Source organism: Massilia pinisoli (genome assembly GCF_024753285.1).
Lineage (GTDB): Bacteria > Pseudomonadota > Gammaproteobacteria > Burkholderiales > Burkholderiaceae_D > Telluria > Telluria pinisoli.
In genome coordinates, this window is record NZ_JANUGW010000011.1 from 76,649 (window position 1) to 102,277 (window position 25,629).

At 68.0% G+C, this 25,629-nt stretch carries 18 protein-coding genes; 12 read left to right on the top strand and 6 right to left on the bottom strand.

The annotated features are described in order from the left end of the window. Positions 1-31 precede the first annotated feature (31 nt). Together NX784_RS16165 and NX784_RS16170 are read left to right on the top strand one after the other, a co-directional pair. Complete coding sequence (locus tag NX784_RS16165) at positions 32-2,971, top strand: TonB-dependent receptor plug domain-containing protein (RefSeq protein WP_258817710.1); 2,940 nt, start codon at positions 32-34, stop codon at positions 2,969-2,971. 137 nt (positions 2,972-3,108) lie between these two features. Then, entirely contained in the window at positions 3,109-4,848 is a 1,740-nt protein-coding gene (locus tag NX784_RS16170) for a methyl-accepting chemotaxis protein (protein ID WP_258817711.1), read from the top strand. A gap of 27 nt (positions 4,849-4,875) precedes the next feature. Here NX784_RS16170 and NX784_RS16175 read toward each other — a convergent pair whose 3' ends face one another. Beyond that, a complete protein-coding gene (locus NX784_RS16175) occupies positions 4,876-5,625 on the bottom strand; it encodes a FadR/GntR family transcriptional regulator (protein WP_258817712.1) in 750 nt (249 codons plus the stop codon). A 143-nt stretch (positions 5,626-5,768) separates the two neighbouring features. After that, positions 5,769-6,578, bottom strand: coding sequence for an NAD-dependent epimerase/dehydratase family protein (locus NX784_RS16180; RefSeq protein ID WP_258817713.1), 810 nt, complete (start codon positions 6,576-6,578; stop codon positions 5,769-5,771). Positions 6,579-6,754: 176 nt separating this feature from the next. On the opposite strand from NX784_RS16180, the gene NX784_RS16185 reads away from it, so the two are divergent. After that, complete coding sequence (locus NX784_RS16185; RefSeq protein WP_258817714.1) at positions 6,755-9,679, top strand: glycoside hydrolase family 2 protein; 2,925 nt, start codon at positions 6,755-6,757, stop codon at positions 9,677-9,679. Between the two features lie 4 nt (positions 9,680-9,683). Here the strand turns inward: NX784_RS16185 and NX784_RS16190 are convergent, their stop codons facing one another. After that, entirely contained in the window at positions 9,684-11,147 is a 1,464-nt protein-coding gene (locus NX784_RS16190; RefSeq protein ID WP_258817715.1) for a tetratricopeptide repeat protein, read from the bottom strand. Between NX784_RS16190 and NX784_RS16195 the strand changes: the two genes are divergently transcribed. The 6 genes from NX784_RS16195 (at position 11,138) to NX784_RS16220 (ending at position 21,260) form a co-directional block, all read left to right on the top strand. Further along, complete coding sequence (locus tag NX784_RS16195) at positions 11,138-11,401, top strand: hypothetical protein (RefSeq protein ID WP_258817716.1); 264 nt, start codon at positions 11,138-11,140, stop codon at positions 11,399-11,401. The genes NX784_RS16190 and NX784_RS16195 overlap by 10 nt on opposite strands. Positions 11,402-11,530: 129 nt before the next feature. Then, a complete protein-coding gene (locus tag NX784_RS16200; RefSeq protein WP_258817717.1) occupies positions 11,531-15,250 on the top strand; it encodes a TonB-dependent receptor in 3,720 nt (1,239 codons plus the stop codon). A gap of 2 nt (positions 15,251-15,252) precedes the next feature. Beyond that, on the top strand, positions 15,253-18,561 hold the full coding sequence (locus NX784_RS16205; protein ID WP_258817718.1) for a DUF8487 domain-containing protein: 3,309 nt from the start codon (positions 15,253-15,255) through the stop codon (positions 18,559-18,561). Positions 18,562-18,662: 101 nt separating this feature from the next. Then, positions 18,663-19,700, top strand: a complete 1,038-nt coding sequence (locus NX784_RS16210) for a family 43 glycosylhydrolase (RefSeq protein ID WP_258817719.1) — start codon at positions 18,663-18,665, stop codon at positions 19,698-19,700. Between the two features lie 15 nt (positions 19,701-19,715). Next, complete coding sequence (locus NX784_RS16215) at positions 19,716-20,738, top strand: glycoside hydrolase family 43 protein (RefSeq protein WP_258817720.1); 1,023 nt, start codon at positions 19,716-19,718, stop codon at positions 20,736-20,738. Between the two features lie 93 nt (positions 20,739-20,831). After that, positions 20,832-21,260 carry a hypothetical protein gene (locus tag NX784_RS16220; RefSeq protein WP_258817721.1) on the top strand — a complete coding sequence of 143 codons (429 nt, stop codon included), beginning with the start codon at positions 20,832-20,834 and terminating at the stop codon, positions 21,258-21,260. On the opposite strand, the gene NX784_RS16225 is transcribed toward NX784_RS16220, so the two are convergent. Continuing rightward, positions 21,261-21,752: a phage regulatory CII family protein gene (locus NX784_RS16225; protein ID WP_258817722.1), complete on the bottom strand. Its 492-nt coding sequence runs from the start codon at positions 21,750-21,752 to the stop codon at positions 21,261-21,263. 82 nt (positions 21,753-21,834) lie between these two features. On the opposite strand from NX784_RS16225, the gene NX784_RS16230 reads away from it, so the two are divergent. From NX784_RS16230 to NX784_RS16240, 3 genes are read left to right on the top strand one after another with little or no spacing between them, the layout of a single operon-like run. Beyond that, entirely contained in the window at positions 21,835-22,578 is a 744-nt protein-coding gene (locus tag NX784_RS16230; protein WP_258817723.1) for a hypothetical protein, read from the top strand. Positions 22,579-22,583: 5 nt separating this feature from the next. Continuing rightward, on the top strand, positions 22,584-23,369 hold the full coding sequence (locus NX784_RS16235) for a hypothetical protein (protein WP_258817724.1): 786 nt from the start codon (positions 22,584-22,586) through the stop codon (positions 23,367-23,369). Between the two features lie 46 nt (positions 23,370-23,415). Further along, positions 23,416-24,180 carry a hypothetical protein gene (locus tag NX784_RS16240; protein ID WP_258817725.1) on the top strand — a complete coding sequence of 255 codons (765 nt, stop codon included), beginning with the start codon at positions 23,416-23,418 and terminating at the stop codon, positions 24,178-24,180. Positions 24,181-24,192: 12 nt separating this feature from the next. Here the strand turns inward: NX784_RS16240 and NX784_RS16245 are convergent, their stop codons facing one another. Both NX784_RS16245 and NX784_RS16250 read right to left on the bottom strand, forming a co-directional pair. Beyond that, on the bottom strand, positions 24,193-24,543 hold the full coding sequence (locus NX784_RS16245) for a TfoX/Sxy family protein (protein WP_258817726.1): 351 nt from the start codon (positions 24,541-24,543) through the stop codon (positions 24,193-24,195). 66 nt (positions 24,544-24,609) lie between these two features. Further along, positions 24,610-25,488, bottom strand: a complete 879-nt coding sequence (locus NX784_RS16250) for a PhzF family phenazine biosynthesis protein (protein WP_258817727.1) — start codon at positions 25,486-25,488, stop codon at positions 24,610-24,612. Positions 25,489-25,629: the final 141 nt, after the last annotated feature.

Below are 25,629 nucleotides of genomic sequence, written 5' to 3' on the forward strand. Positions count from 1 at the left end.
GACCCAACACCATCACAAGAACGGAGACGATATGCCAACGCAGTTTCGCAAGACCCTGATCCATCTCGCCGTCGCCGGCGCCTGTGGCGCGCTCGCGCTGCCGGGGCACGCGCAGGACACGCAACCGGACCCCGTGCCCGGCGCCGCGCCGGCCGCGCCCGCACCCGCGCAGGCCGCCAACGACGGCGTGAATACCGTCGTCGTATCCGGCTCGCGCATCGCCGCGCGCGGCTTCAGCCAGCCGACGCCGACGACGACATTGACGGCGGACGACCTGGCGAAGGCCGCCAAGCCGAACCTGTTCGAGACCCTCACGGAACTGCCGGCACTGCAGGGCAGCACGGGTCGCACGACGTTCACGTACAGCACGTCGAGCGGCGTGCAGGGCCTGTCGTCGCTGTCGCTGCGCGGCCTCGGCACGATCCGCACCTTGACGCTGCTCGATGGCCAGCGCGTCGTCGGCGCCAACGTCACCGGTGTCACGGACGTGAGCCAATTCCCGCAACTGCTCGTCAAGCGGGTGGACGTCGTGACGGGCGGCGCGTCCGCATCGTACGGGTCGGACGCGGTGGGCGGCGTCGTCAACTTCATCACGGACAAGAAGTTCGACGGCTTCAAGTTCAATGCCGAAGGCGGCATGACGACGTACCACGACGACAAGAACGGCACGTTGCAGGCCGCCTGGGGCCGCGGTTTCATGAACGACCGGATGCACGTCGAGGTGAGCGGCGAATTCACGAAGGAAAACGGCATCGATTCGCCGGGCTTCGGCGAAGTGGGCGCGAACGGCCGCACGTGGTACATGAACCCGGCGCTGCAGGAGTCGACGAAGGCGATGCAGGCCGCGGGCTCGCCCCGCTACAAGAGCATCCTGCATGCACAGCACGTGCAGTACGCGAAATATGGCCTCATCACGAACGGGCCGCTGAAAGGCACGGCGTTCGGCGCGGGCGGCACGCCGTTCCCGTTCCAGTACGGGACCGATTGCGTCGGCAACTTCTGCGTCGGCGGCGACCTGTCGGGCAGCGTGGGCGCCGGCACCAATCTCGCGATGAACTTCAAGCGCCAGGTCGCGTACACGCGCGTGTCGTGGGACCTCGACGCCGACAACGAGATCTACGTGACCGGCAACTGGGCGCAGGTGAAATCCGTGTTCTCGCCGAACCCCGGCGCGGCCAAGCAGGCGAACCTCAACATCCGCTGCGACAACGCCTATCTGCCTGCATCCGTCGCGGCCGATTGTGCGTCCGGCTATCCGAGCGGCGTCATGCAGGTCGGCACGGCGAACGCGGAATTCCCCGCCAATATCACCGTGCACCCGACGCGCACGCAGCGCCGCTTCGTCGTGGGCGCGGACGGCCGCTTCGCCCTGTTCGGCAAGGACTGGTCGTACGACGCCTACGCGGAACATGGCGAGAACACGACCGTCATCCACGTGCAGGACATCACCTTGAACCGCCGCTACAACTACGCGATCGACGCCGTGCGCGACGCGAGCGGCAACATCGTCTGCCGCGATGCGGACGCGCGCGCGAACGGCTGCCAGCCCATCGACATCCTCGGCGCCGTGCCGATCAATATGGCCGGCTGGTCGTACATCGCGCCGCAGAACGGTCCGACGCAGCACACGGACTCGAGCCAGAACGTCGTCAGCGGGAACATCCACGGCGACGTGTTCGAAGGCTGGGCCGGCCCCGTCTCGATGGCGGCCGGTGCCGAATGGCGGCGCGAGGATTACTCGGTGTACGGCGATCCGTACGGCGCCGGCGTCAGCCTGCAGTCGCGCTACGGCCCCAGCTACCCGCTCGACACCACGTTGTCGACGGGCGGCGACAACTGGTTCGCGGGGAATTACCACAACGGCCGCGGCGCGTTCAACGTGAAGGAGGCCTATGTCGAATTCAACGTGCCTTTCCTGAAGTCCGCCACGTGGGGTGAGGCGAACCTGAACGTCGCCGACCGCCAGGAAAAATACAGCACGGCGGGCCATGCCAGCGCGTGGAAGATCGGCGCCACGTGGAAGACGCCGATCGACGGCCTGCGCCTGCGCGCCGTGAGCTCCAAGGACGTGCGCGCGCCGAACCTGTCCGAGCTGTTCGCCGCGATGACGGTCACGAACCAGGCCGTGAACAATGCGCAGGGCTCGTCGGTGCAGGTCCAGCAGCGCAACGTCGGCAACCCCGACCTGAAGCCGGAAGTCGCGCGCAACAACTCGTTCGGTATCGTGCTGAGCCAGCCGTCGTGGGCGCGCGGGTTCAATCTGGCCGTCGATTACTACGACATCAAGGTCAAGAACGTCATCAACTCGCTGGGCCCCCAGCAGGAAGTGGACCTGTGCTACGCCGGCTACCAGAACGTGTGCTCGGCCGTGTCGATCAACGGGCCGGCCGGCACGAACTATGTGCTGGCGCAGAGCTTCAACTTCGCGTCGCTGCACACGAAGGGCGTCGACATCGAGACCGCGTACCGCACGAACTTGCACGACTTCGGGCTGCCGGGCGCGTTCACGTTGCGCGGCATGGCCAGCCGCACGATCCACGCCCTGTCCGATCCGGGCCTGCCCGGCACGACGCCCAGCGAGGGCGCGGGCAATATGGCGGGCAGCACGCCGAAGTGGAAGGCGCTCGTGACGGAGACATGGGACAACGGCAAGTTGAGTCTCAGCCTGACGGAGCGCTGGGTCAGCGCGGGCGTGTTCAGCAACGAGTTCATCGAGTGCCAGACGAACTGCCCGCTGCCGACGGCCGCGCGTCCGACGATCTACGACAACCACTTGCCGGGCGCGACCTACGTCGACGTGGGCGCGACGTACCAGTTCGCGAAGGAGTCGACGTTGTACTTCAAGATCGACAACCTCGCTGACCACGGCCCGGCGCTCGTCCCGCAGACGAACCTGAGCATCGGCGTCAACCCGGCGATCTATGACGTGATTGGCCGTACTTACCGGGCGGGGGTGCGCATGCGCTTCTGACAAGGAAGAGTCTCCTCCTCGATTCCAAATCGATAATGAATGTTGCGCATAAAAAACATAACGTCTGTTTTTATGCGGTCCGGCGGTTTTCCTCGGATAGATTTGGATAGATTGTAGTTGTCGAGGAGGAGACAACCATGCGGCATCTTACGATCAAACAGACGTTCATCACCCTGCTGGCCCTGACCCTCGTCATGGCCGGCCTCATGCTGGTCGCGCTGCTGCGCGTCTCGTCCGCGCAAGGCCGCGCGACGGACGCGAGCAACGCGCGCTACCGTTCCTATCTGCTGGCGGACGAGCTGCGCCAGAGTTCCGACGACCTCACGCGGCTCGCCCGCACCTACGTCGTCACGGGCGACGCGCGCTACGAGCAGCAGTACCTGGACATCCTCGCCATCCGCAACGGCAGCAAACCGCGGCCGGACCACTACGAACGCATCTACTGGGACCTCGTGGCCGGCGGTGTGCCGGTGCCGCCGTCGAGTGGCGGGGCGGTCCCCCTGCAGCAGCTGATGCGCCAGGCGGGCTTCTCCGACCAGGAGTTCGCGAAGCTGAAGGAGGCGCAGAACGTGTCCGACGCCCTCGTCAAGACGGAGGTCATCGCCATGAATGCCGTGAAGGGCCTGTTCGACGACGGTCACGGCGGCTTCACGAAGAAGGCCGATCCGAATCCGGAATTCGCCCGCACGATCATGCACGACGCCGCGTACCATAAGAACAAGGCGCGCATCATGGTGCCGCTGAACGACTTCCTGCGCCTGCTGGACGAGCGCACCGGCACGGCCGTGGAGGCATCCCACCAGGCCACGGCGACGGCGATGACGGCCGCCATCGCGCTGATGATCGTGTCGCTCGTGCTGACGACGACGGCGCTGTACATGGTGTACCGCTACATCATGCGCAACCTGAACAAGGCCGTCGAGGCGGCCGGGCGCATCGCGGAAGGCGACTTGTCGGGTGCGGTGACCGTCGAATTCGACGACGAGGTCGGGCGGCTGATGGGCGCCATCGCCACCATCAACGGCAACCTGAACGACATGCTGGCGAAGATCCGCCTGAGCACGGAAAGCATGACGACGGCCACCGACGAAATCGCGACGGGCAATGCCGACCTGTCGGCACGCACGGAGGCGCAGGCCGGCTCGCTCGAGGAAAGCGCGAGCGCCATGGAAGCGCTGACGGACACCGTGAAGCGCAACGCCGCCAACGCGCAGAACGCCAACGAACTGGCGGCGCGCGCGTCGACCGTGGCCGGCAAGGGCGGCGACGTGATGGCGCAGGTCGTGTCGACGATGGGCCAGATCAAGGACGGCTCGGCGCGCATCAGCGACATCATCGGTGTGATCGACAGCATCGCGTTCCAGACGAATATCCTCGCGCTGAATGCGGCGGTGGAAGCGGCCCGCGCGGGCGAGCAGGGACGCGGCTTCGCCGTCGTGGCGCAGGAAGTGCGGGGCCTGGCCCAGCGCAGCGCGGCGGCGGCGCGCGAGATCAAGGTCCTGATCAACGACTCCGTGCAGAGCGTCGAGACGGGCAGCCGCCTCGTCGACACGGCGGGCGACACGATGGACGAGATCATGGGCGCCATCCGGCAGGTGTCCGGCATCCTTGGCGACATCGCCCGCGCCAGCGCGGAGCAGGGCAACGGCATTGCGGAAGTCAGCACGGCCGTGCACCAGATGGATGGCATCACGCAGCAGAACGCGGCCCTCGTGGAGCAGGCCGCGGCGGCGGCCGAGAGCCTGAAGGAACAGGCGCAGGCGCTGCTGCAGGCCGTCGGCATCTTCACTTTGGAGCAGGGCGAGACGCCCCGTGTGCCTGCGCGCCCCGCGCTTGTGGCAGGCCGGCCCGCATTGAAGCTCGTGCGGTCCGCGTAACCCCGATCCGGCTGACGTGCCGCGGGGTCAGGCCGTGGGCCGGTCCTGCAGGCGCTGCTGCGCCTCGCGCAGCCGCTCGCGGCTGTTGGACAGGTGGGTACGCATGGCGGCGCGCGCCGCTTCCGGGTCGCGCCGCAGGATCGCCTTGTAGATGTCCTCGTGCTCGCGGTTCACGCGCTCCAGGTAGTCGGTGGGCTTGTCCTCGCCGAGGCCCGGCGTGTTCAGGCGCGCGCGCGGGATGATCGCGCTGCCCAGCTGCCCGAGCAGCTCGACGAAATAGCGGTTGTCCGTCGCTTCCGCGATCAGCTGGTGGAAGCGCACGTCGGCTTCGACCGACGTGCGGCCGTTTTCGAGCGCGCGCTGCATCTCGCCCAGCGCCTCGCCCATCCGCGCCACCTGCTCGTCGGTGCGGCGCGACGCCGCGAGCCACGCGGCTTCCGTCTCCATGCTGATGCGCAGCTCGAGGATCGCGAGCACGTCACGCACCGTCACGACGCTGTCGGCGCCGATACCGAGCCCCGTGGCCGGCGGCTCCAGCACGAACGTGCCGATGCCGTGGCGCGTCTGCACGAGGCCCGCCGCCTGCAGCTGCGAGATCGCCTCGCGCACCACCGTACGCGACACGCCGTAGGTTTCCATGATGGCCGATTCCGGCGGCAGCTTGTCGCCCGGGGTGAACTCGGAGCGGCGGATGCGGCTGCTCAGCTCTTCCACGACACCCTGGGCGAGGTTGCGGTATTTTTTGCGGGCGGGCAGCAGCGTGGTCGGCGAGTTCATGCGGGCGTGGTAAACAGTGGGTCCAGGCCACGATTATAGCTGTGCGGACTCACTTGTCTGACAAGTTTGCAAAAAAATGGCTGCCAGCCTGAGATCGGACGTCAGACGACACTGAGCGTGCGCATGCCTGCCATCCGTCATCGTTACGGCTTGTACTTCGGCCCGTTGTGCAGGAACACGCCGCCCTGGTAGAACGTCGTGATGTCGTCGGCGGCCGGGTACGCGACCTCTTTCGGCAACTTGTCCGCGAACTGGCGCGAGCTGTCTTGCGGCTGGTAGCCGAGGAACGCGGCATGGCGGTCGTCCCACCAGCGGCCGTCGTTGTTGGAGATGCCGAACGCGATCGTGTGGCCCACGCGCGGCGTGACGAGTGCACGGTGCAGCAATCGCATCAGGTCGTCGAGCGAGAGCCACGTCGTCATCTGTCGGTAGTTCGTCGCCTCCGGCCAGCAGTAGCCGATGCGGATGCACACGGTCTCCACGCCGAACCGGTCCCAGTAATAGCGCGACAGCGTCTCGCCGAACACTTTCGACACGCCGTAATAGCCGTCGGCGCGCGGCGGCATCGACGCGTCGACGAGGTCCGTCGTCTTGTACATGCCCATCGTGTGGTTCGTGCTGGCGAAGACGACACGGCGGATGCCTAGCTTGTGCACGGCCTCGTACAGGTTGACCACGCCGAGGATGTTCGCCTGCATGATGGGCGCCCATTCCTCTTCGGTCGAGATGCCGCCGAAGTGCAGGATGGCGTCGACGCCTTCGCACATGCGCAGGACGGCGTCGCGGTCGCCCAGGTCGCACAAGTGGATTTCTTCGTGCGGCGCTGCCGGGCCGAAGTCGGCCACGTCGGACAGGCGCACGATGTCGGCGAATTCGTGCAGGCGCGCGCGCAGGCGCCGGCCCAGGTTACCGGCGGCGCCGGTGAACAGGATGCGTTTGAATGGTTTCGTCATCGGTTTGCGTTGATACGGAAAGGAAGCCCAATGCTAACAGCCTTCCCGTGCCGTTGACCAGTGCGTCCGCGCGCGCGGGGACCGCTCAGCCGCGTGAGTAATTGGTCCGTCGGCCGTAAGCCAGGAAGCGGCGCTGCTACCATCGCAGGCACCCGATGCCATCGAATGCCATGCCCATGCGTCCATGTCTTGTCCTCGCGGCGGCACTCGCCGCCGCCGTCCCCGCCCACGCCGCCCGCGCCGTGTACGACTTCAACCCCGGCTGGAAACTGGCCGTCGGCGACCCGGCCGGCGCGGAGCGTCCCGGCTTCGACGACGGCCCCTGGCGCGCCGTCAGCCTGCCGAACGCCTGGAACGAGGACGACGCGTTCCGCAAGGACATCGGCGACCTGTCGACGGGCGTCGCCTGGTATCGCAAGCATTTCCGCCTGCCCGCGCTGCGGTCCGGGCAGAAGGTGTTCCTCGAATTCGAGGGCGCGCGCCAGGCGGCGGAGGTGTTCGTGAACGGCCGCGCGGTGGCGTTGCACGAGAACGGCATCAATGCGTTCGGCGTCGAGATCGCGGGCGCCCTCGTCGCCGGCGACAATGTCGTGGCCGTCCGCACGGACAACCGCTGGGACTACCGCGAGCGCGCGACGGGCCAGCGCTTCCAGTGGAACGACCGGAATTTCTACGCGAACTACGGCGGCTTGCCGAAGAACGTCCGGCTGCACGTGACGGGGCCCGTGTACCAGACCTTGCCCCTGTACGCGAGCCTCGGCACGACGGGCGTGTACGTGTACGCGCGCGACTTCGACATCCCGCACGGCCGGGCCACGATCACGGCCGAATCGCAAGTGCGCAACGACTCGGCGAGGTCCTACCGGGTCGCGTACGACGTCGAGCTGCGCGACCGCGACGGCCGCCGCGTCGCGCACTTCGGCGCGCCGGCGCGGGCCGTCGCGCCAGGCACCACCGTCACGCTGCGCGCCGGCGCTCCCGTCGCCGGGCTGCACTTCTGGAGCTGGGGCTACGGCTATCTGTACGATGTGGTGACCACGCTGAAGGTGGATGGCCGCCCGCTCGACACGGTGACGACCCGCACGGGTTTTCGCAAGACCACGTTCGGCAACGGCATGATCGCGCTGAACGACCGCGTGTTCCAGGTGCATGGCTACGCGCAGCGCACGACGAACGAATGGCCCGCCGTCGGCAGCGCGGTGCCCGCGTGGCTGTCCGACTACGGCAACGGCCTCGCGCTCGAGAGCAACGCGAACCTGATCCGCTGGATGCACGTGACGCCTTGGAAGCAGGACGTCGAATCGCTCGACCGGCTCGGGCTGATGGAAGCGATGCCGGCCGGGGATTCGGAGGGCGACGTCAAGGACCGCCGCTGGGACCAGCGCCTGGAAGCCATGCGCGACGCCATCGTCTACAACCGCAACAACCCCAGCATCGTGTTCTACGAAAGCGGCAACAAGGGTGTCAGCGCGGACCATATGCGGGCGATGAAGGCGCTGCGCGACACGTACGATCCGCACGGCGGACGCGCGGCCGGCAGCCGCGAGATGCTGAGCCGCGACCTGCGGCAGGTGGCCGAATACGGCGGCGAAATGCTGTACATAAACAAGAGCGCGGGCATGCCCGTGTGGGCGATGGAATATGCGCGCGACGAGGCGCTGCGCAAGTACTGGGACGAACTGAGTCCGCCGTTCCACAAGGACGGCGACGGGCCGCCGCACAAGGGCCAGGACGCGAGCGCCTACAACCGCAACCAGGACAGCTTCGCCGTCGAGGACGTGCTGCGCTGGTACGACTACTGGCGCGAGCGGCCCGGCACGGGCACGCGCGTGTCCGGCGGCGGCGTGAACATCGTGTTCTCCGATTCGAACACGCACCACCGCGGCGCGGAAAACTACCGCCGCAGCGGCGAGGTGGACGCGATGCGCATCCCCAAGGACGCCTGGTACGCGCACCAGGTGATGTGGGACGGCTGGGTCGACGTCGAGCATCCGCGCGCCCACATCGTCGGGCACTGGAACTACCCGGCCGGCACCGTGAAGCCCGTGATCGTCGTGTCCAGCGCCGACAGCGTCCGGCTGTTCCTGAACGGGAAGGACGTCGGGGCGGCACGCCAGCGCGCACGCTTCCTGTTCACGTTCGACGGCGTGGCATGGGCGCCGGGCGAATTGAAGGCCGTGGGCTACGACGCGCATGGCAACGAGGTGTGCGCGGACGTCCTCGCGACGGCGGGCGCGCCGGCCGCGCTGCGCCTCACGCCCATCGTGTCGCCGCAGGGCCTGCGCGCGGACGGTGCCGACATGGCCCTCGTGCAGGTGGAAGTGGTCGACGCGGCCGGCCGGCGCCAGCCGCTCGCGGGCGACACCGTCGACTTCGACGTGGAGGGCCCGGCCGAATGGCGCGGCGGGATCGCGCAGGGGCCGGACAACCACATCCTCGCCCGTGCGCTGCCGGTGGAGGCGGGTGTCAACCGCGTGCTGCTGCGCACGACGCAGCAGGCGGGCCGCATCGTCGTGCGCGCCCGCGCGCAAGGCCTCGCGCCCGCCGAGCTGGCGCTGGACTCGGCGCCGGTCGCGGTGCGCGACGGCCTGGCCCCGCTGCCGCCCACGCCGCCGGCGCGCCTGGACCGCGGGCCGACGCCGCCCACGCCGTCGTTCACGGTATCGCGTGTTGCCGTGCCGGTGGCGGCCGTCGATGCGCCGGACGGTAACCTGTCCTTCGACGACGACGAGACGACCGCGTGGACGAGCCGGCCCGGCGCCGCGTCCGAGATCACGTACACGCTGGCGCGGCCCGCGCGCCTGTCGGAAGTGGTGCTGAAGCTGACGGGCTGGCGCGAGCGCAGCTATCCGCTGAAGATTTACGTGGATGGCCGGGAAGCGTGGAGCGGCCTCACGCCGACGAGCCTGGGCTACGTGACCTTGCCGCTGGCGCCCGTGCAGGGCCGCACCGTGCGCATCGTCCTGGCCGGCCGCGCGGAAGAGGGCGGCGGCATGCGCCTCACGGAAGTCGCGAACCAGGCGAATACGGCGACGGGCACGGCGGGCGTGCCGGCCGCCGCGCTGTCCATCGTCGAGGCGGAATTCTACGAACGGCCGTAGGCTGTCACTTGGCCGATGCGACGCGCGGGTGCAGCACGGCGTCCGCGCGCTTGCGCTCGTCCGGCGTCAATGTCGGCGCGAGCGCTTTCAATGCCGCCGCGGCGCCGTCATGGCCGGCCTGTTGCGCCAGCGTGAACAGGACGCAGGCCATCGCGGGGTCTTTTGCGCCGCCTTCGCCGGCCGCCGTCATGACACCGAGGTTGAACAGCGCGTCCGGCTGGCCCTGGCGCGCGGCCGCGCCGAACCACTGGCGTGCCGTCGCGAGGTTCTTGCCGACCACTTCGCCGCTGTAGAAATAGGTGCCCAGCGCGAAGCGGGCGTCGCGGTCGCCCTTCAGCGCGGCGTCCTTGTAGTAGACGATCGCCCGTGCGGGATCGGCCTTGACGCCTTCCCCCAGGTCCAGCATGCGGCCGGCCGCGAACATCGCCGCGGGCACGCCGGCACGGGCGGCCGCCTCGAAATACGCGCGCGCCGTGGCGAGGTCGCGGGGCACCGCGTCACCGTCGTAATAGGCGCGGGCGAGGTGGAATTGCGCGGCCGGATAGCCAGCGTCCGCCGCCTCCTTCAGCTGCGAGATGCCGCGCACGGGATCGCGCGGCCCGTCCGTGCCGGCCAGCGCGTGTTCGCCCAGGATGTCGAGGGCGGGCACGAAGCCGTAGCCCGCCGCCTTGTCGTACCACGTGCGCGCCCGCGCCGGATCGCGCGCGACGCCGATGCCGCGCTCGTACATCCGCGCCATCATGAACGCCGCCTCGATGCGCGGCGTCATCGCGTCGGGTTCGGCCGGATCGAAGCGCAGACGCTCGGCCGGTGCGTACGGCTTGTTGTCCACTTTTTCGAGCCACGCGACGGCCGCGGCGCCATCCTTCGGCGTGCCCAGGCCGTACAGGTGCTGGCGCGCGAGCATCAGCGCGGCCTCGTCGTAGCCGATCTTGTTCCATGCCGTCTCGAACAGCTGCAGCGCCCGCGCGTAGTTCCCGTTGTCGTACGCTTCGAAGCCGAGGGCGAGCGTCTTGTCGTTCCTGGCGATGTGGCTGCGGCCCGCCGCGAAGCGGATGTCGGCCACGGTGCAGCCGCGCGTCTTCGGCCCGGCGAGCGGCGCGGGCATGCCGCCGTTCTTGTCGATGCCGGACGAATCGACAATGTTCGACACGTCGCCGTCGGGCGCGAGGTCGGACAGGCGCACCACGTCGTCCGACAGCGGGACGTCGAGGCCGAAGTCGTTCCGGTACGCCAGCGTGACGGGGTCGTTGGCGCGGCGGTACGGGTCCATGAACGCGCATGACGACGCGGACTTGCCGTTGAGGATGCGGTCTTTCGCGGCGTCGATCGCGTGCGGATCGCCGGCGCGTCCACGTGCACCGTTCACGACGACGGTGCCGGGCGGTGGCGCGGCCGTCTGCGCGTGGGCGGCGCACAGCAGCACGGAGAGCAGGGCGGGAACGGTGCGGCGTGTGGATGGCTTCATCGGTGTCCTCGTGGGCGCAGTGCGGTGGTGGCCGCAAGGATAGCGCACGGCGCGCGGTCGGCACGCCGTCGCGCGATTCGATCACGGAATTGATCGTTCCGGCCGCGCGCCGGTGCGCCGAACGGCCCTGCGATAACCGCAGGCGCCGCAAATGTCACATCGCGCGCGAAAAAGGCATCGCAATCGCGGAATTGAGCGATCCAGGCGGCGTCTGTGCACACGCTTCGATCAAGCGGATGAGTATTTCCCGCTGATATATCACTGCCGGCACGAGCGACCCTACACTGTTCCCAAGTCGAAGCGTCGGTGATCGCGGCACAGACCCGCGGCACCACCACCAAAAAAGACAGACCGCTCACCACGGTCCACTAGGAGACAGAAAAATGCACGACATCCGCAAGGTCATCCGTCCCACACGCGTCGCCTCTGCCGTTTCGCTGGCACTGGCTTCACTGGTGGCCAGCCACGCCGCGCTGGCGCAGGACAATCCTCCACCGCAGGACGCGACGACCGCGCAGGCGCCGGCCGCCGGCACGCAACCTGCCACCGGTACCGCCGCCGCGCAGGGCAACCAGGAGATCGCGAGCGGTATCGCGACGGTTGTCGTGTCGACCCGCAAATCGCAGCAGTCGTCGATCGCCCGCAAGAAGAACGCGGCGACAGCGATCGATTCCATCGTCGCGGAGGACGTCGGCTCGCTGCCCGACCGGAACATCGGCGAGGCGATCTCGCGCATGGCCGGCATCGCGCTCGACCGCGGCGACTTCGGCGAAGGCGTCAGCGTCGCCGTGCGCGGCAACGGCCCGGACCTGACCCGCGTCGAAATCGACGGCCAGGCCGTGCAGTCGGCGAACAGCGTCGGCCCAGGCAGCAGTGGCCGCGGCAACGAATTCCGCCAGCTGTCGGCGGACCTGATCAAGAGCGTCGACATCGTCAAGGGCTCGACGGCCGATATGGTCGAAGGGTCGCTGGGCGGCGGCATCGTCATCAAGACGCGCTCCGCGCTGGACTTCAAGGAGCCGCTCGTCTCGGTGCGCGTGGCCGGCACGACGAACAACTTGAACAAGAAGTGGGAGCCCGACACCAACGTCATCCTGTCGCGCAAATTCCTCGACAACCGGCTCGGCGTCATCCTGAACGCGTCGAAGTCGACGACCGCCAACGAGCAGCACCAGATGCAGGTGGCGACGAGCGCCAACCAGGGCTATCTGCGCGCGATCGACTTCGACAACTCGCCGCAGAAAACCTTCACGTACAACCCGGCCACGTTGAACATGGCGGATCCTGCCTCGACGACGCCGGCGGGACCGGCAGCAGGATCCACGGGCATCTATCCGTACACGAACGGAACCGGCAACTACAATACCGCTTCGCCGTACGACATCCTCACGAAGTCGGCGGCCGCGCAGACGAAGGCCGACTGCTACACGGCGTTCCCGCAGATCGCGACGACGGACGCGACGCTGAAGAACCTGAGTTCGACGAACCGCACGAATGCGGTGAACGAGCGCCAGAACGAGTTGATCAGCTGCCTGAACCAGTGGAACGACTACACGCCTTCGCTGGTCCGCAACAAGATCCAGACCGAGATCGACCGCCGCCAGGACCTCGACCTGCGCGCCGACTTCCGGGTCAACCGTGAGATGACGGTGTACGCGAAGGGCAGTTATTCGACGCGGCGCACCGAGAACAACACGTCGTTCCTGAACCTGGGCGGCATGAACGTCAACCCGGCCAAGTCCTTCGTCGACACGAACGGCGTGCGCGCCGTCGCGCCCGGGGCGAACGGCGCAGGCTACTACCTGTACCCGACCACCGTCAGCTTCCTGAGCGGCCAGCCTGCGGTGAAGGGGGCCGTCACCAACATCGATCCTTCGACCGTCACCGTGGACGCCAGCCACCACGTGACGAGTTTCGGCATCAGCGACGGCGGCGCGAGCGTCGACCAGATCTACCAGAAGGCGAAGGTCACGACGAAGTATTTCCAGACCGGTGGCGAGTGGAAGCGCGACGGCATGACGGCCGAGTGGATGGTCGGCGATGCCAAGTCGAATTATGTGAGCGAGCAGTTCCGCACGACGTTCAGCTCGTACTACGGTGCGGCGCAGCTGTCGGTCACGCCGAATGGCCTCTGGACGTACAACTTCCCGCAGGGCTCGAGCTACGACCTGTACAACCCGGCCAATTATGCGCGCCTCGTGCAGCCGGCGGCTTCGGCGGCAGCGGCGGCGGGCAGCACGAACATCCGGGCCGTTCCCGCGTACACGGCCGCCCAGCAGCCGCTGCTGACCTATTCGCAACCGCAGCTGACGTACACGCCCGTCATCACGGACACGGAGGAGCGCACCGCGAAGGCCGACTTCACGTTCCGTACGCCGGAAGCCGTGCCGTTCTTCACGCGCTTCAAGACGGGCTTCAATTTCCGCGACACCCGCTACGATACGCACGGCAACGGCGGCTACCAGGTCAGCACGGTCCCGAATGTGTGGGCGAACACGGCGATCGTCCGGAGCACGCTCACGGGTTGCCAGGACACTCCGGGTTCGCTGGGCGCGGGCGGCAACAAGTGCCAGTACGGCTATGTCCCGAGCATCCGCTACGACAGCCAGAGCTCAGGCACCGTGACGCTGACGCCGCAGCAGTTCCAGGACCTCATCGGCCAGGCGATCGACGGCAACATGACGAAGACGCAGTTCTTCAACGGCGCCAGCGGCCAGTTCGGCGGCGCCGTGACCAACTGGCCCAACATCAATCCGGCGAAGGTGCTGCAGCTAGCCGGCATCACGAACGCCAACCTGGACTGCGTGTACAGCTGCACGGGTACGGACGGCAAGACGTACCAGCAGCCGCTGACCAAGATGAGCGAGCGCACGGAGGCGCTGTACGTGATGGGCGACTTCAACCTCGACCACATCCCGTTCACGAGCCGCACGCTGCCGTTCGGCTGGGACCTCGAAGGCAATATGGGGTACCGCTACGTCCGCACGAAGGTACACGGCGTCGGCTTGATGCAGTTCGAGTCGATCACGCGCACCGCGAGCTTCGACCCCGCGAACCCGAACGCTCCGGCCGGCATCAACGACGTCATCGTTGCTACCAACACGGCCGTCGACGCGACGACGCACGACTTCCTGCCCAGCTATAACCTGGCCATGTGGCTCGTGCCGGACCAGTTGGTGCTGCGCTACAACCGCGCCCGCACGGTCGCCCGTCCGCCGGTCGGCAACCTGCTGCCGTCGGGCCAGTGCCGCTACGACGAGCGCGTCGATGCGGAAGGCACGCAGACCTGCACGAAGACCGTCGGCAACCCGGCGCTGCTGGCGCAGAAGAACCTGAACCAGAACTGGAGCGCGGAGTACTACCCCAGCAAGGACACGATGTTCTCGCTGTCGTACTTCAACCAGCGCGGCATCGTCGGCCCGTCGATCGTGCGCAGCGTGACGGGCACGCTGGGACTGGCCCTGATTGACCCGACGACGGGCAAGAATCTCGCCGACCTGCCGTTCTCGTATCCGACCTGGGAGAATGGCGTGCCGACCACCCGCAAAGGCTGGGAGTTCAACACGAAGACGGCATTCACGTTCCTGCCGTGGCGCCTGCGCTACCTCGGCTTCGACGGCAACTACACGAAGCTGGCGTCGGTCACGTCGACGCAGAACATCGTCGACCTGTTGACGGGCAATCCGCTGCCGCCGCTGCGCGAATCGAAGTTCCAGTACAACTGGGCCTTCTGGTACGACGACGGCCGCCTGCTGGCGCGCGTCGCGGTGCAGGGCGTGTCGAGCTACTTCAACAATCTCGCGGGTTCCAGCGGCACGGCGCCGAACAACTACCCGAACGCAAGCGGCAACACGCGTCCGCCGGCGTACAACCCGGGCTCGCCGAACTTCCGCGACGCGACCCGCTTCGTGGACGCGAAGATCCAGTACCACATCACGCCGGAAATCGACGTGTTCATCGAAGGCCGCAACCTGGGCAACAAGGCGACGAGCTCCAGCCAGGGCGAGTACGTGCCGTTCTCCAGCGGCGCGCCGAGCATCCTGGACTACAGCTACGCCGGCCGCCGCATCATGGTGGGCGCGGACTTCCGCTTCGGCGGTTGACGATGGCGCGACCGTTCTTGGTCCGCTGCGCCGGCGCCGTCCTGGCGCTGGCCTGCGGCTTGCCGGCCGGCGCCGCCACGACAATGCCGCTTGGCGGCGACTGGCGCTTCGCCCTCGACCGCGACGACGCCGGCGTGGCCGCGCATTGGGAAGGCCGCACGCTGCCGGACCGCATCCGCGTCCCCGGCATCCTCAACGCGCAGGGTTATGGCGACGAGATCACGGCGCAGACGCCGTGGGTGCTGTCGCTGTACGACAAGCACTGGAACCTGCGCGACGAGTACAAGGCATTCACGACGCCGGGCCACGTGAAGGTGCCGTTCCTGAGCCAGCCGCCGCGCCACTATCTCGGCCCCGCGTGGTATCAGCGCGACGTGGACGTGCCCCGCGACTGGGCGGGGCGCCGCGTCGTGCTGCACCTGGAGCGGCCGCGCTGGGGCTCGTCCGCGTGGATCGACGGCCGCGTGCTGGGCTCGAACCTGAGCCTCGTCGCGCCGCACGACTACGACCTGGGCGTGCTCGCGCCGGGCCGGCACAAGGTGACGGTGCGCGTCGATTCGCGCGTGCTGATGGCCTATAGGCCCGATTCGCACAGCATCTCCGACTCGCTCGGCATGAGCTGGAACGGCATCGTCGGCGCCGTCGAACTGCGCGCGACGTCGCCCGTGTACATCGACGATGCGCAGGTGTTTCCGGACGTGGCGGACCGCAGCGTCGTCGTGAAAGTCAGCATCGGCAACGGCGGCGGCAACGCGGGGCAGGGAACGATCGCTGCGAACGGCCGGCGCTTTCCCGTGCGCTGGGGCGCGCGAGGCGGCAGTGCCGAGATCCGCGTCGCGTACCCGAAGGACGCGAAGACGTGGGACGAGTGGCACCCTGTGCTGCAGTCGCTGAAGCTGCGCCTGGCCGGCCCTGGCGCCGACGATGCGCGCGACGTGTCGTTCGGCTTCGTGCAGGTGGCGGCACGCGGCACCGACATCCTCGTCAACGGCCGTCCCGTGTTCCTGCGCGGGACGCATCATGGCGGCGACTTCCCGCTGACCGGCTATCCGCCGACGGACGTCGCGTACTGGAAGAAGATCTTCGCCATCAACAAGGCATGGGGCATCAACCACGTGCGCTTCCACTCGTTCACGCCGCCGGAAGCGGCATTCCAGGCCGCGGACGAAGTGGGGATCTATTTGCAGCCGGAACCGGGCATGTGGAACCGGTTCGAGCCCGGCTCGCCGATCGCCGCGATGCTGAACGACGAGACAGAGCGCCTGATCCGCGCCTATGGCAACCATCCGTCGTTCCTGCTGCTCAGTCCCAGCAATGAGCCGTCGGGCCGATGGAAGGAGGTGTTCGCGCAGTGGCGCGCGCGCTTCCGCGCGGAGGATCCACGCCGGCTGTACACGAACGGCACGGGCCACACGGAACCCGTCGTACCGGACCTCGACCAGGACACGGACTACCTGGCCGTGCAGCGCATCGGCCCGAAGCCGCTGCGTAACAAGACGGGCTGGTTTGGCCGCGACTACGCGGCGTCGCTCGAGGGCATCCACGTGCCCGTGATCGCGCACGAGATGGGGCAGTGGGTCGCCTACCCGGATTTCGGCGTCATCGACAAGTTCAAGGGTTATCTGCAACCGGGGAATTACGAGATCTTCCGCGAATCCGCGCGCCGGCACGGCGTCCTCGATCGCGACCACGACTTCGCGCTGGCGTCGGGCCGCTGGCAGCTGGCGTGCTACAAGGAAGAGATCGAGGCCGCGCTGCGCACGCGCGGCATGAGCGGCTATCAACTGCTGGACCTGCACGACTACCTGGGCCAAGGCACGGCGCTGGTCGGCCTGCTCGACACGTTCTGGGAAACCAAGGGCTATGCGACGCCGGACGTGTTCCGCCGTTTCAACGGCGAGACGGTGCCGCTGGCCCGCCTCACGCGCACCGTGCTTACGACGCGCGACACGTTCGATGTCCCCGTCGAGATCGCGCACTATGGCGAGAAGCCGCTGGCCGGCGCGCGGCCGTGGTGGCGCATCGAAGATGACGTCGGGCGCGCGGTCGCCGACGGGCGTTTCGCCGCCATCGATATCCCGATCGGCAAGAACATCCCGTTGGGCCGGGTGACGGCGGACCTCGCCGGGCTGCCCGCGCCCTCGCACTACAAGCTCGTCGTGGGCCTGGACGGCACCGCGGTCGTGAACGACTGGAATTTCTGGGTGTATCCGGCGGCCGTGGACGAGAGCGTCCCGGACGGCGTGCTCGTCACGCATGCGTGGGCCGAGGCGGAGCGCCGCCTCGCGGACGGCGGCAAGGTGTTGTACCTGCCACGGAAGGCGGACCTGGACTGGACGTCGCCGCCGCTCGCCGACGTGCCCGTGTTCTGGAACCGCTTGATGAACCCGGCCTGGAGCCGCATGCTGGGCCTATGGGTCGACCGCGCGCACCCTGCGCTGGCGGGCTTCCCCACGGCCGACCACATGGACTGGCAGTGGAGCGAACTGGTGGTGGGCGCCCGCGCGTTCAACCTCGAGCGCCTGCCGGCCGGGTTGAAGCCCATCGTCCAGCCCATCGACGACTGGAACCGCAACTACCGGCTGGGTGCCGTGTTCGAGGCGAACGTGGGACGCGGACGACTCGTCGTGTCGACGTTCGATCTGGAGAGCCGCCTGGATGAGCGGCCGGTCGCGCGCCAGTTGCGCCGCTCGCTGCTGGACTATATGGCAGGCGCGCGCTTCCGACCCGTGACGGACGTCGACCCGGCCGCGCTGCGCGCCAGCCTGTTCGACACGCGCGTGATGAAGAAGCTTGGCGCCGTGGCCAGCGGCTGGCCGGGCGCGGCGAACGTCGTCGACGGCGATCCGAACACGTACGCGCTCGTGGCGGTGAAAGGCGATGCGCCACGGCCGCAGCCGCCGTTGACGATCACGCTCGCGCACGCCGTGCCGTACGACGGCCTCGTGCTGATGCCCCGTCAGAACCACCGCGACCACGAAGGCGACGTGCACGAATGGCGCATCGAGGCGAGCGACGACGGCGAGCATTGGCGCGACGTGGCGCGGCCCGTGCTGGGCTCCACGTTCGATCCGCAGACGGTGCGATTCGGCAGTACCGTGACGGCGCGGTCGCTGCGCCTGACGCCATTGTCCGGATTCGGCGACGACCGCGCGAGCGCGCTGGCCGACGTCGCCGTGATATATGTGGGCCCCGCGTTGCCGGACGAGGCAGGCGAGCTGGAATACAAGCGCTCGCGCTCCACGTCAGCCGACATCGACGAGGCGGGCATGGACGACCGACCGCGGCGCCGCCGCAAGCCCATGCAATAATCGTATCGGTCGCGCGAAAAATGTCATTGGTCGGCGCTCGCGCGCCGGACTATCATCGCGGCGATTCGAGCGGACCCGAGCCGCCGGGAAGAGGAGACGAATTGCTGTCCACATTCAGGTCGTATGCGGCCCTGTCCGCGGTGCTGCTGGCGCTCGCCGGCTGCGCAGGCGTGCCCGCGACATCGCCCGCCGGCGCCATCGCCGCGAAGCCCCTGTTCCGCGATCCCGTGTATGACGGCGCAGCCGATCCCACGCTCGTGTGGAACCCGGCGCGCGGACGCTGGTGGATGTTCTACACGAACCGCCGCGCGACGGCGAACGGCCTGCCCGGCGTGACGTGGGTGCACGGCACACGCATCGGTATCGCGGAATCGCCCGACGGCGGCGCGCACTGGACCTATGTCGGCACCGCGGACATCGAACTGCCGCCCGATCTCGGCGGCGCCCGGACGACGCACTGGGCGCCGGACGTCGTGCGCGCGGACGACGGCACGTTCCACATGTTCGTCACCGTCGTGCCGGGCGTGTTCGAGGACTGGGGGCACCCGCGCGGGATCGTCCACCTGACGAGCACCGACCTGCGCACGTGGCGCCATCCCGCCGTCGTGCCGCTGGCGAACGACAAGGTCATCGACCCGTCGCTGGCCCGCCTGCCGGACGGCACCTGGCGCATGTGGTACAACAACGAGCGCGATAACAAGACGATCTATTACGCGGACAGCCCCGACCTCGAGCACTGGACGGATCGCGGGATCGCCGTTGCCGAGCGCGGCGAGGGCCCGAAGGTGTTCCGCTGGCATGGTGCGTGGTGGATGATCGTCGACCTTTGGCACGGCCTCGGCGTATTCCGCTCCGACGATGCGCGCACGTGGCGCAAGCAGGACGCGACCTTGCTCGAACAGCCGGGCCACGGCCTCGACGACGGCGTGATGGGCGGCCACGCGGACGTCGTCGTCAGCGGCGATCGCGCCTATCTCTTTTATTTCGTGCACCCCGGCAGGCGCGGGCCGGATGCGAAGGCGGACGGCGTCGAACAGCGCCGCAGTCTGATCCAGGTGACCGAATTGATCGAAGAGGGCGGTATCATCCATACGGACCGCGACGCGCCCGTGCGCATCCGGCTCGATCCGCCAGGCTAAACCAAAGGAGTCCCGATGTACCGCATGACCTTACGCGCCTTGCCGGCGCTGGCTTTGTGCCTCGCAGCCGCGTGCGCGCCCGCGCGCGCCGCCGACCCCGTGTTTCACAATCCGCTCGTGCAGCAGCGCGCCGACCCGCAGGTGAGCCTGCAGCCCGACGGCTGGTATTACTTCACGGCGACCGTGCCCGAATACGACCGCATCGAGATCCGCCGCGCCCGTTCGCTCGACGACCTGGGCGCGGCGCCGGCGAAAACCGTGTGGCGCAAGCACGCGACGGGCGTGATGGGCGCGCATATCTGGGCGCCGGAGATGCACCGCATCGGCGGCAAGTGGTATATCTATTTCACGGCGGGCAGCGCCGAGCATCCGTGGGAAATCCGCCTGTACGCGCTGGAGAACGCGTCCGCCGATCCGTTCCAGGGCGAGTGGGTCGAGCGCGGCCAGATCAAGACGGGCTGGGAATCGTTCTCGCTCGACGCCACGACGTTCGAACACCGCGGCCAGCGCTACCTCGTGTGGACGCAGACGGCGCCCGATGGCAGCAAAGGCACCAACATCTACCTGGCGAAGATGGATACGCCCGTGTCGGTCACAGGGCCGGCCGTGCTGCTGTCGAAGCCGGAATATGCATGGGAAAAGGTGAAGTTCGACGTGGACGAGGGCCCCGCGGTGCTGGTGAGCCACGGCCGCGTGTTCGTCACGTTCTCCGCGAGCGCGACGGACGAGAATTACTGCCTCGGCATGGTCAGCGCGCCGGCGGATGCCAACCTGCTCGATCCGACATCGTGGACCAAGCTGCCGCAGCCCGTATTCCGCAGCAGCGCGAAGAACGGCCAGTGGGGCCCGGGCCACAATGCGTTCACGACCACGCCGGACGGCAAGACCGACATCCTCGTCTACCATGCGCGCAACTATCGCGAGATCCCGGGCGATTCGCTGCACGACCCGAACCGCCACACGCGCGCCCAGGTCATCCACTGGCGCGCGGACGGCATGCCCGATTTCGGCGAGCCCGTGCCGGACCTGCCGCGGTAAAACGCCCGTTGCTTCACCGCCTGCGCCAGTAGCGGGGCCGCAGGCAAGTCTGGTATTGTTGTCGCCGTCATAACGATATCGATGGAGGGCGCCATGAACGGTGCGGGCGGTACCAGCGGAGGCATCGGCCAGTTTTTCCTGGGCCTCGTCATGATGTGCGGCGGGTTCTACCTGCTGCTGGAGAGTGTCGTCGTGAGTTCCGGCTTCGGCCTCGGCACACGGCTGTTCGGCGTGGGCGGCTACGGCATCACGGGTGGCATCGTGCTGATTCCCCTCGTGATCGGCGTCGCCATCATCTTCTACGACGCGAAGAGCGCCATCGGCTGGCTGCTGTCCATCTGCGCGTTCGCGGCGCTCGTGTTCGGGGTGATCGCGTCCGTGAACCTGTCGCTGCGCACGATGTCGGGGTTTGAGCTCATCTGCATCCTCGCGCTGGCGTTCGGCGGCCTCGGCCTGTTCCTGCGTTCGCTGCGCAGCGCCGCGCGCGACGAAGAGGCGGCCGCGCGCCGCCTGCGTTCCTGATCAGCGGATCCCGGCCTCGCCGTCCTGGCGCAGACGCGCGCGCCAGGCGCCGAGGGCGGACAGCGCGGCATGGAATTTTTTCTCGATCAGGTCCGCCTCGACCGAGGTGACGACGCCGTCGAGCAGGGCGGCCGCCACGGCCTCCGCGACGTCTCCCACGTCGCTCATCACGCGGCACACGGTCTGCGACAGGTCGTCCTGGCGCGCCGCCTCCGGCTGCGGCACGACGAACGCCGCCATCCCGTGCCGGACGAGCAGCGCGTGCAGCGGCAGGTGCGCATCCGCGACGCCCGCCTTGTGGCAGCACTCGACGATCAGCGACACCTCCTCGAACGACGGATAGTGCGATGCGATCGTGGGCGACAGCTTGTTGCGCAGCACGTTGGCCGACATGCCCAGCTCGCGCGCCAGGGCATCGATGCCGCCCGGGTATTTGCGCGCGACCGAGTACAGGGCATCGTGCTGGTTCATGTCGAGGTAACGTCGGGTCATGGTAATCCTTTGCTAATTTTACCGGTGCGTGTCAACATGCCGGTCGTTATCCTGATTTTAACTTTTGATCGCACACCTGACCATGTTGAAGACTTATCAAGTCGCCCTCGTGCTGTCGCTGCTGATGCCGCTGGCCCAGGCCGTCGACGCCAAGCCGTCCTCGTCGAGCGGTTTCAAGAGCGGATTTTCGTCGCAGCATACGTCGTCGACGTCGCGCAGTTCGCCGGCGCCCAGCCACAGCGGCGGCTTCGGCTCGTTCGGCAAGCGCGCGGCACCGCCCGATGCTGCGGCGCCCACCAAGCCATCCGGCGGCTTCGGCTCGTTCGGCGGCGGCCAGGCGGCGCCGCAGAAATCGGACTCCGCGCTGTCGCAAAAGCTGAACAAGAACGCGTCCGAGGCGAATGCGCTGCGCACCCTGGACGCGCGCCGCCAGGCGCAAGCCGACGCGGCGCGCGATACGCGGCCCGTGCCCGGCTACGAGCAGGGGCCGTCCGGCCAGCCGGCGCCCACGTACGCGCCGCCGCAGCAACAGGCACCCGTCATCGTGCGCCAGGACAGCGGTCTCGGTCACGTGCTCGCGGGCGCGATGATCGCGAACGCGGCGCGCGGCGCGCATGCGAGCAACAACGGTTATCCGGGCGCCTACCCGTCCAACGGTGGCGGTGGCGTGACGGCGCCTGCGCGCGGCGGCGGCACGTCGTTCATCGGTCTGTTCTTCACCTTGTGCGTGCTGGTGGCCATCGCCTGGGGCGTGTACTTCATGTGGCGCCGCGTGCAGCGTGCCCGCGCCGCAAAGAAGCCAAATTATTCGTTCGAAAGGAATTGACGAGAATGGCCTGGAAGGATGTCTTCAGCTATGTGCGGGCGGTGGCCGCCGACAAGGGCGTGACGCAGCGCGACGCGCACGCGGACGACGCGCTGCCGATGGGCGCGCGCATCGGCAGCGTCGTGCAGATGCAGTGCTCCCCGGTGATCCGCGCGCAGGCGAACGGTTCGCTGATCGCGATGCCGGAGGCGGGCGACACGCGCATCCTCGCCGTGTCGCAGGTGAAGCTCGAGCCGGACACGGAACTGTACCGCCTCTATCTCGACAAGGGAGACGCGGACGCGAAGGAAAAATTCCTGCAAGTGTTCTGCGGCGACGACGGCAAGGTGGCGGAAGTGTTGTATTGCACCCAGCTGGCGCGCATCGTCCCCGAGACGGCCGATGACCAGGACGCGTACACGGGCGCCGCCGGCTACGGCCTGGGCGACGCGGGCTATACGTTGTGGCGCGAACAGCTGGCCGATATGCTGGACGAGGCGGGCCTCGTGACCGTGTTCGGCACGGCCGACCGCCTCGACTACACGCGCGACGCTGGCGCGCCCGACGCGCAGTTCGTGACGCCATTCCGCGGCCGCGAGACACGCATCGACGATGCGGAAGGTGTGCACGGCCTGCGCCAGGAAATGTATTTCATGCCGTACGTGCGCAAGCTGGCGGACGGCGGCCGCGAATACCTCCTCATCACGACGGAGATCGTGGAGAGCGTGGACGGCGATGCGAGCAAGCGCGGGATCCATGTCGATTTCGTGATCGGCATCCCGCTGGAGCAGGAACGCATCGTCATTCAGTAACAGTAACCGTAAGCGTTTTCTTCACCGACGAAAGAAAGGAACAACAATGAGCAACGCTAGTGGATGGGGCCTGACCGCACGGCTGGTCACGAAGCATTTCGGCGCACTGGGCAACCGCATCGCAGAAACCATCGCCAACTTCGACCCCGAGACCGCGACCGAGGCCGATCGCGACCGTCTCGTCGGCACCTTGCGCGAGACGGCGCAGCTGCTGGCCACGTCGCGCGCGTCGTTCGACAAGGAACACGGCGACGTCGTCAATCTGCAGACCCTGATTGCCAACGACGAGCGCGCGGCCGAGAAGCTGGCCGAGCGCCTGGCCGCCGGCTCGATCTCGGAAGCGACCGTCACCATGTTCTGCGACGAGCTGGAAGCGAACAAGGCGCGCCTGCCGCAGGAAATCCAGGAAGAGGCGGATGCGAAGGCCTACATGGACGAACTGCAGAAGATCGTCGACGCCCTGAGCAAGCAGCTGGCCGAATTCGACGCGCAGGCGAAGAAAGCAATGCAGTCGCTGGCCGCCGCGAAGGCGCAGAAGGATTTGCAGGAACTGCGCATCGAGCGCCAGGAACAGCTGGCGGGCCTGTCCAGCATGCACGGCAGCTCGACGGCGCTGTCCGCGCTGACGCGCCGAGCGCAATCCGTGACGAACGAAGCGTCCGGCCTGCGCATCGTCGCCGACATCGGCCAGAAGCCGCTGGACCAGCAGGCCGAACTCGACGCGATCCGCAAGTCCGTGAGCCAGCCGGAGACGGCCGGCGAGAGCGCATTGGAGCGCCTGAAGCGCCTGTCGGGCAAGACGGCCGCTTAAGGCGGCCTTGGATCAGCCGGCCGGCCGCTTCGCGCGCGGGGCGGCCGGCTTCTTCGGTTTCGGCGGCGGCATCAGCGCCGCCGTCTCGAGCAGCAGCCGGCGCAACGCGTCCGGTTCGTCGAGCAATTCGTCGGCGACCGGATAATCCTTCGCGCCGGGATACGGCGGGCCTTGCGGCAGGTCGGGCGCGAGTCGCGCGGCGGCCTCCGACGGCTTCACGAACAGGCTGCCGTCGCAGGCGAAGGCGACCACCTTGTCATCCACGTACAGCGCGTATTCGCCGAACATCTTCCGGTGTGTCAGCCGCGCACCCAATCCCACGACCTCCGCGACGTAGTCGATGAAGCTGCGTTCCGTTGCCATGTCCGTCCTTTGCGTGCCGTGATCGAAGGCGCCAGCGTAGCGGGAACGCCGCGCGCGGGCAAGTCCTCAGAACGACAGGTGTCCGTCGACGCAGGTGACGGCGTTGCCGCCGACCTTGATCCCGGTCGCGTCGATGGACAGCTTCAGGAAGCCGGCGCGCCCCAACGCGGCGCCCTGGCTCGCCACGTAGTCGCGGCCGAAGGTGTCGAGCTGGCCCGTGTGGCGCAAGTACGCCGCGACGGCGCCGTTGCCGCCGCCGCATACGGGGTCCTCGGCGATGCCGTGCGCGGGTGCGAAAGCGCGCACCTCGATGCGCGCCTCGTGTCCGCCGGCATGCGGTCCGAACACGAGCACACCAGTGCGGCCATCGCGCAGGTCGCGCGCCTTCATGCGCTGCAGGTCGGGCGTAACGGTCGACACGGCCGCGGCGTCCGGCAGTTGCGCGACGACCCAGCGCGCGCCCACGTCGACGAGGCACGGCTGCGTGCCCTGGGCCAGCGGCGTACCGAGGATCTGCGCGACGTCGTCGGCATCCGCTGCATCCAGCGGCGTGATCGCGGGGGCGGGCAGCTCGAACGACAGCCAGCGCGCGCCGTCGTCCGCGTGGCACACGGCCAGCGCCACCAGTCCCGCCGCGCATTCCTGCACGAGGGCACCGTCACGGGGCGCGATCCTGCCCGCTTCCAGCAGCGCGTGCGCGGTTCCGATCGTCGGGTGGCCGGCGAACGGCAGTTCGGCGCCGGGCGTGAAGATGCGCACGCGGTAGTCCGCGCCGGCCTGCGTGGCGCGCAGCACGAACGTCGTTTCCGACAGATTCGTCCAGTTGGCGATGCGCTGCATCTGCGCGGTCGAGAGGTCGTCGGCGTCGAGGACGACGGCGAGCGGATTGCCCATGAACGGGACGGCGGTGAATACGTCGACGGTCTTGAAAGGAAGGCGTGCCATGTGGGGTCTCGCGTTGTGGTGATGAGGCGAGTCTAGGCGCGGGCCGCGCGCGCGGACAGGCACAGTCGGCGAAATGCGACCGGCACTGTATCGGCCCTTTGCCGCGCGGTGTATAGGTAAGGAAGTGTTAAGAAGTATTAA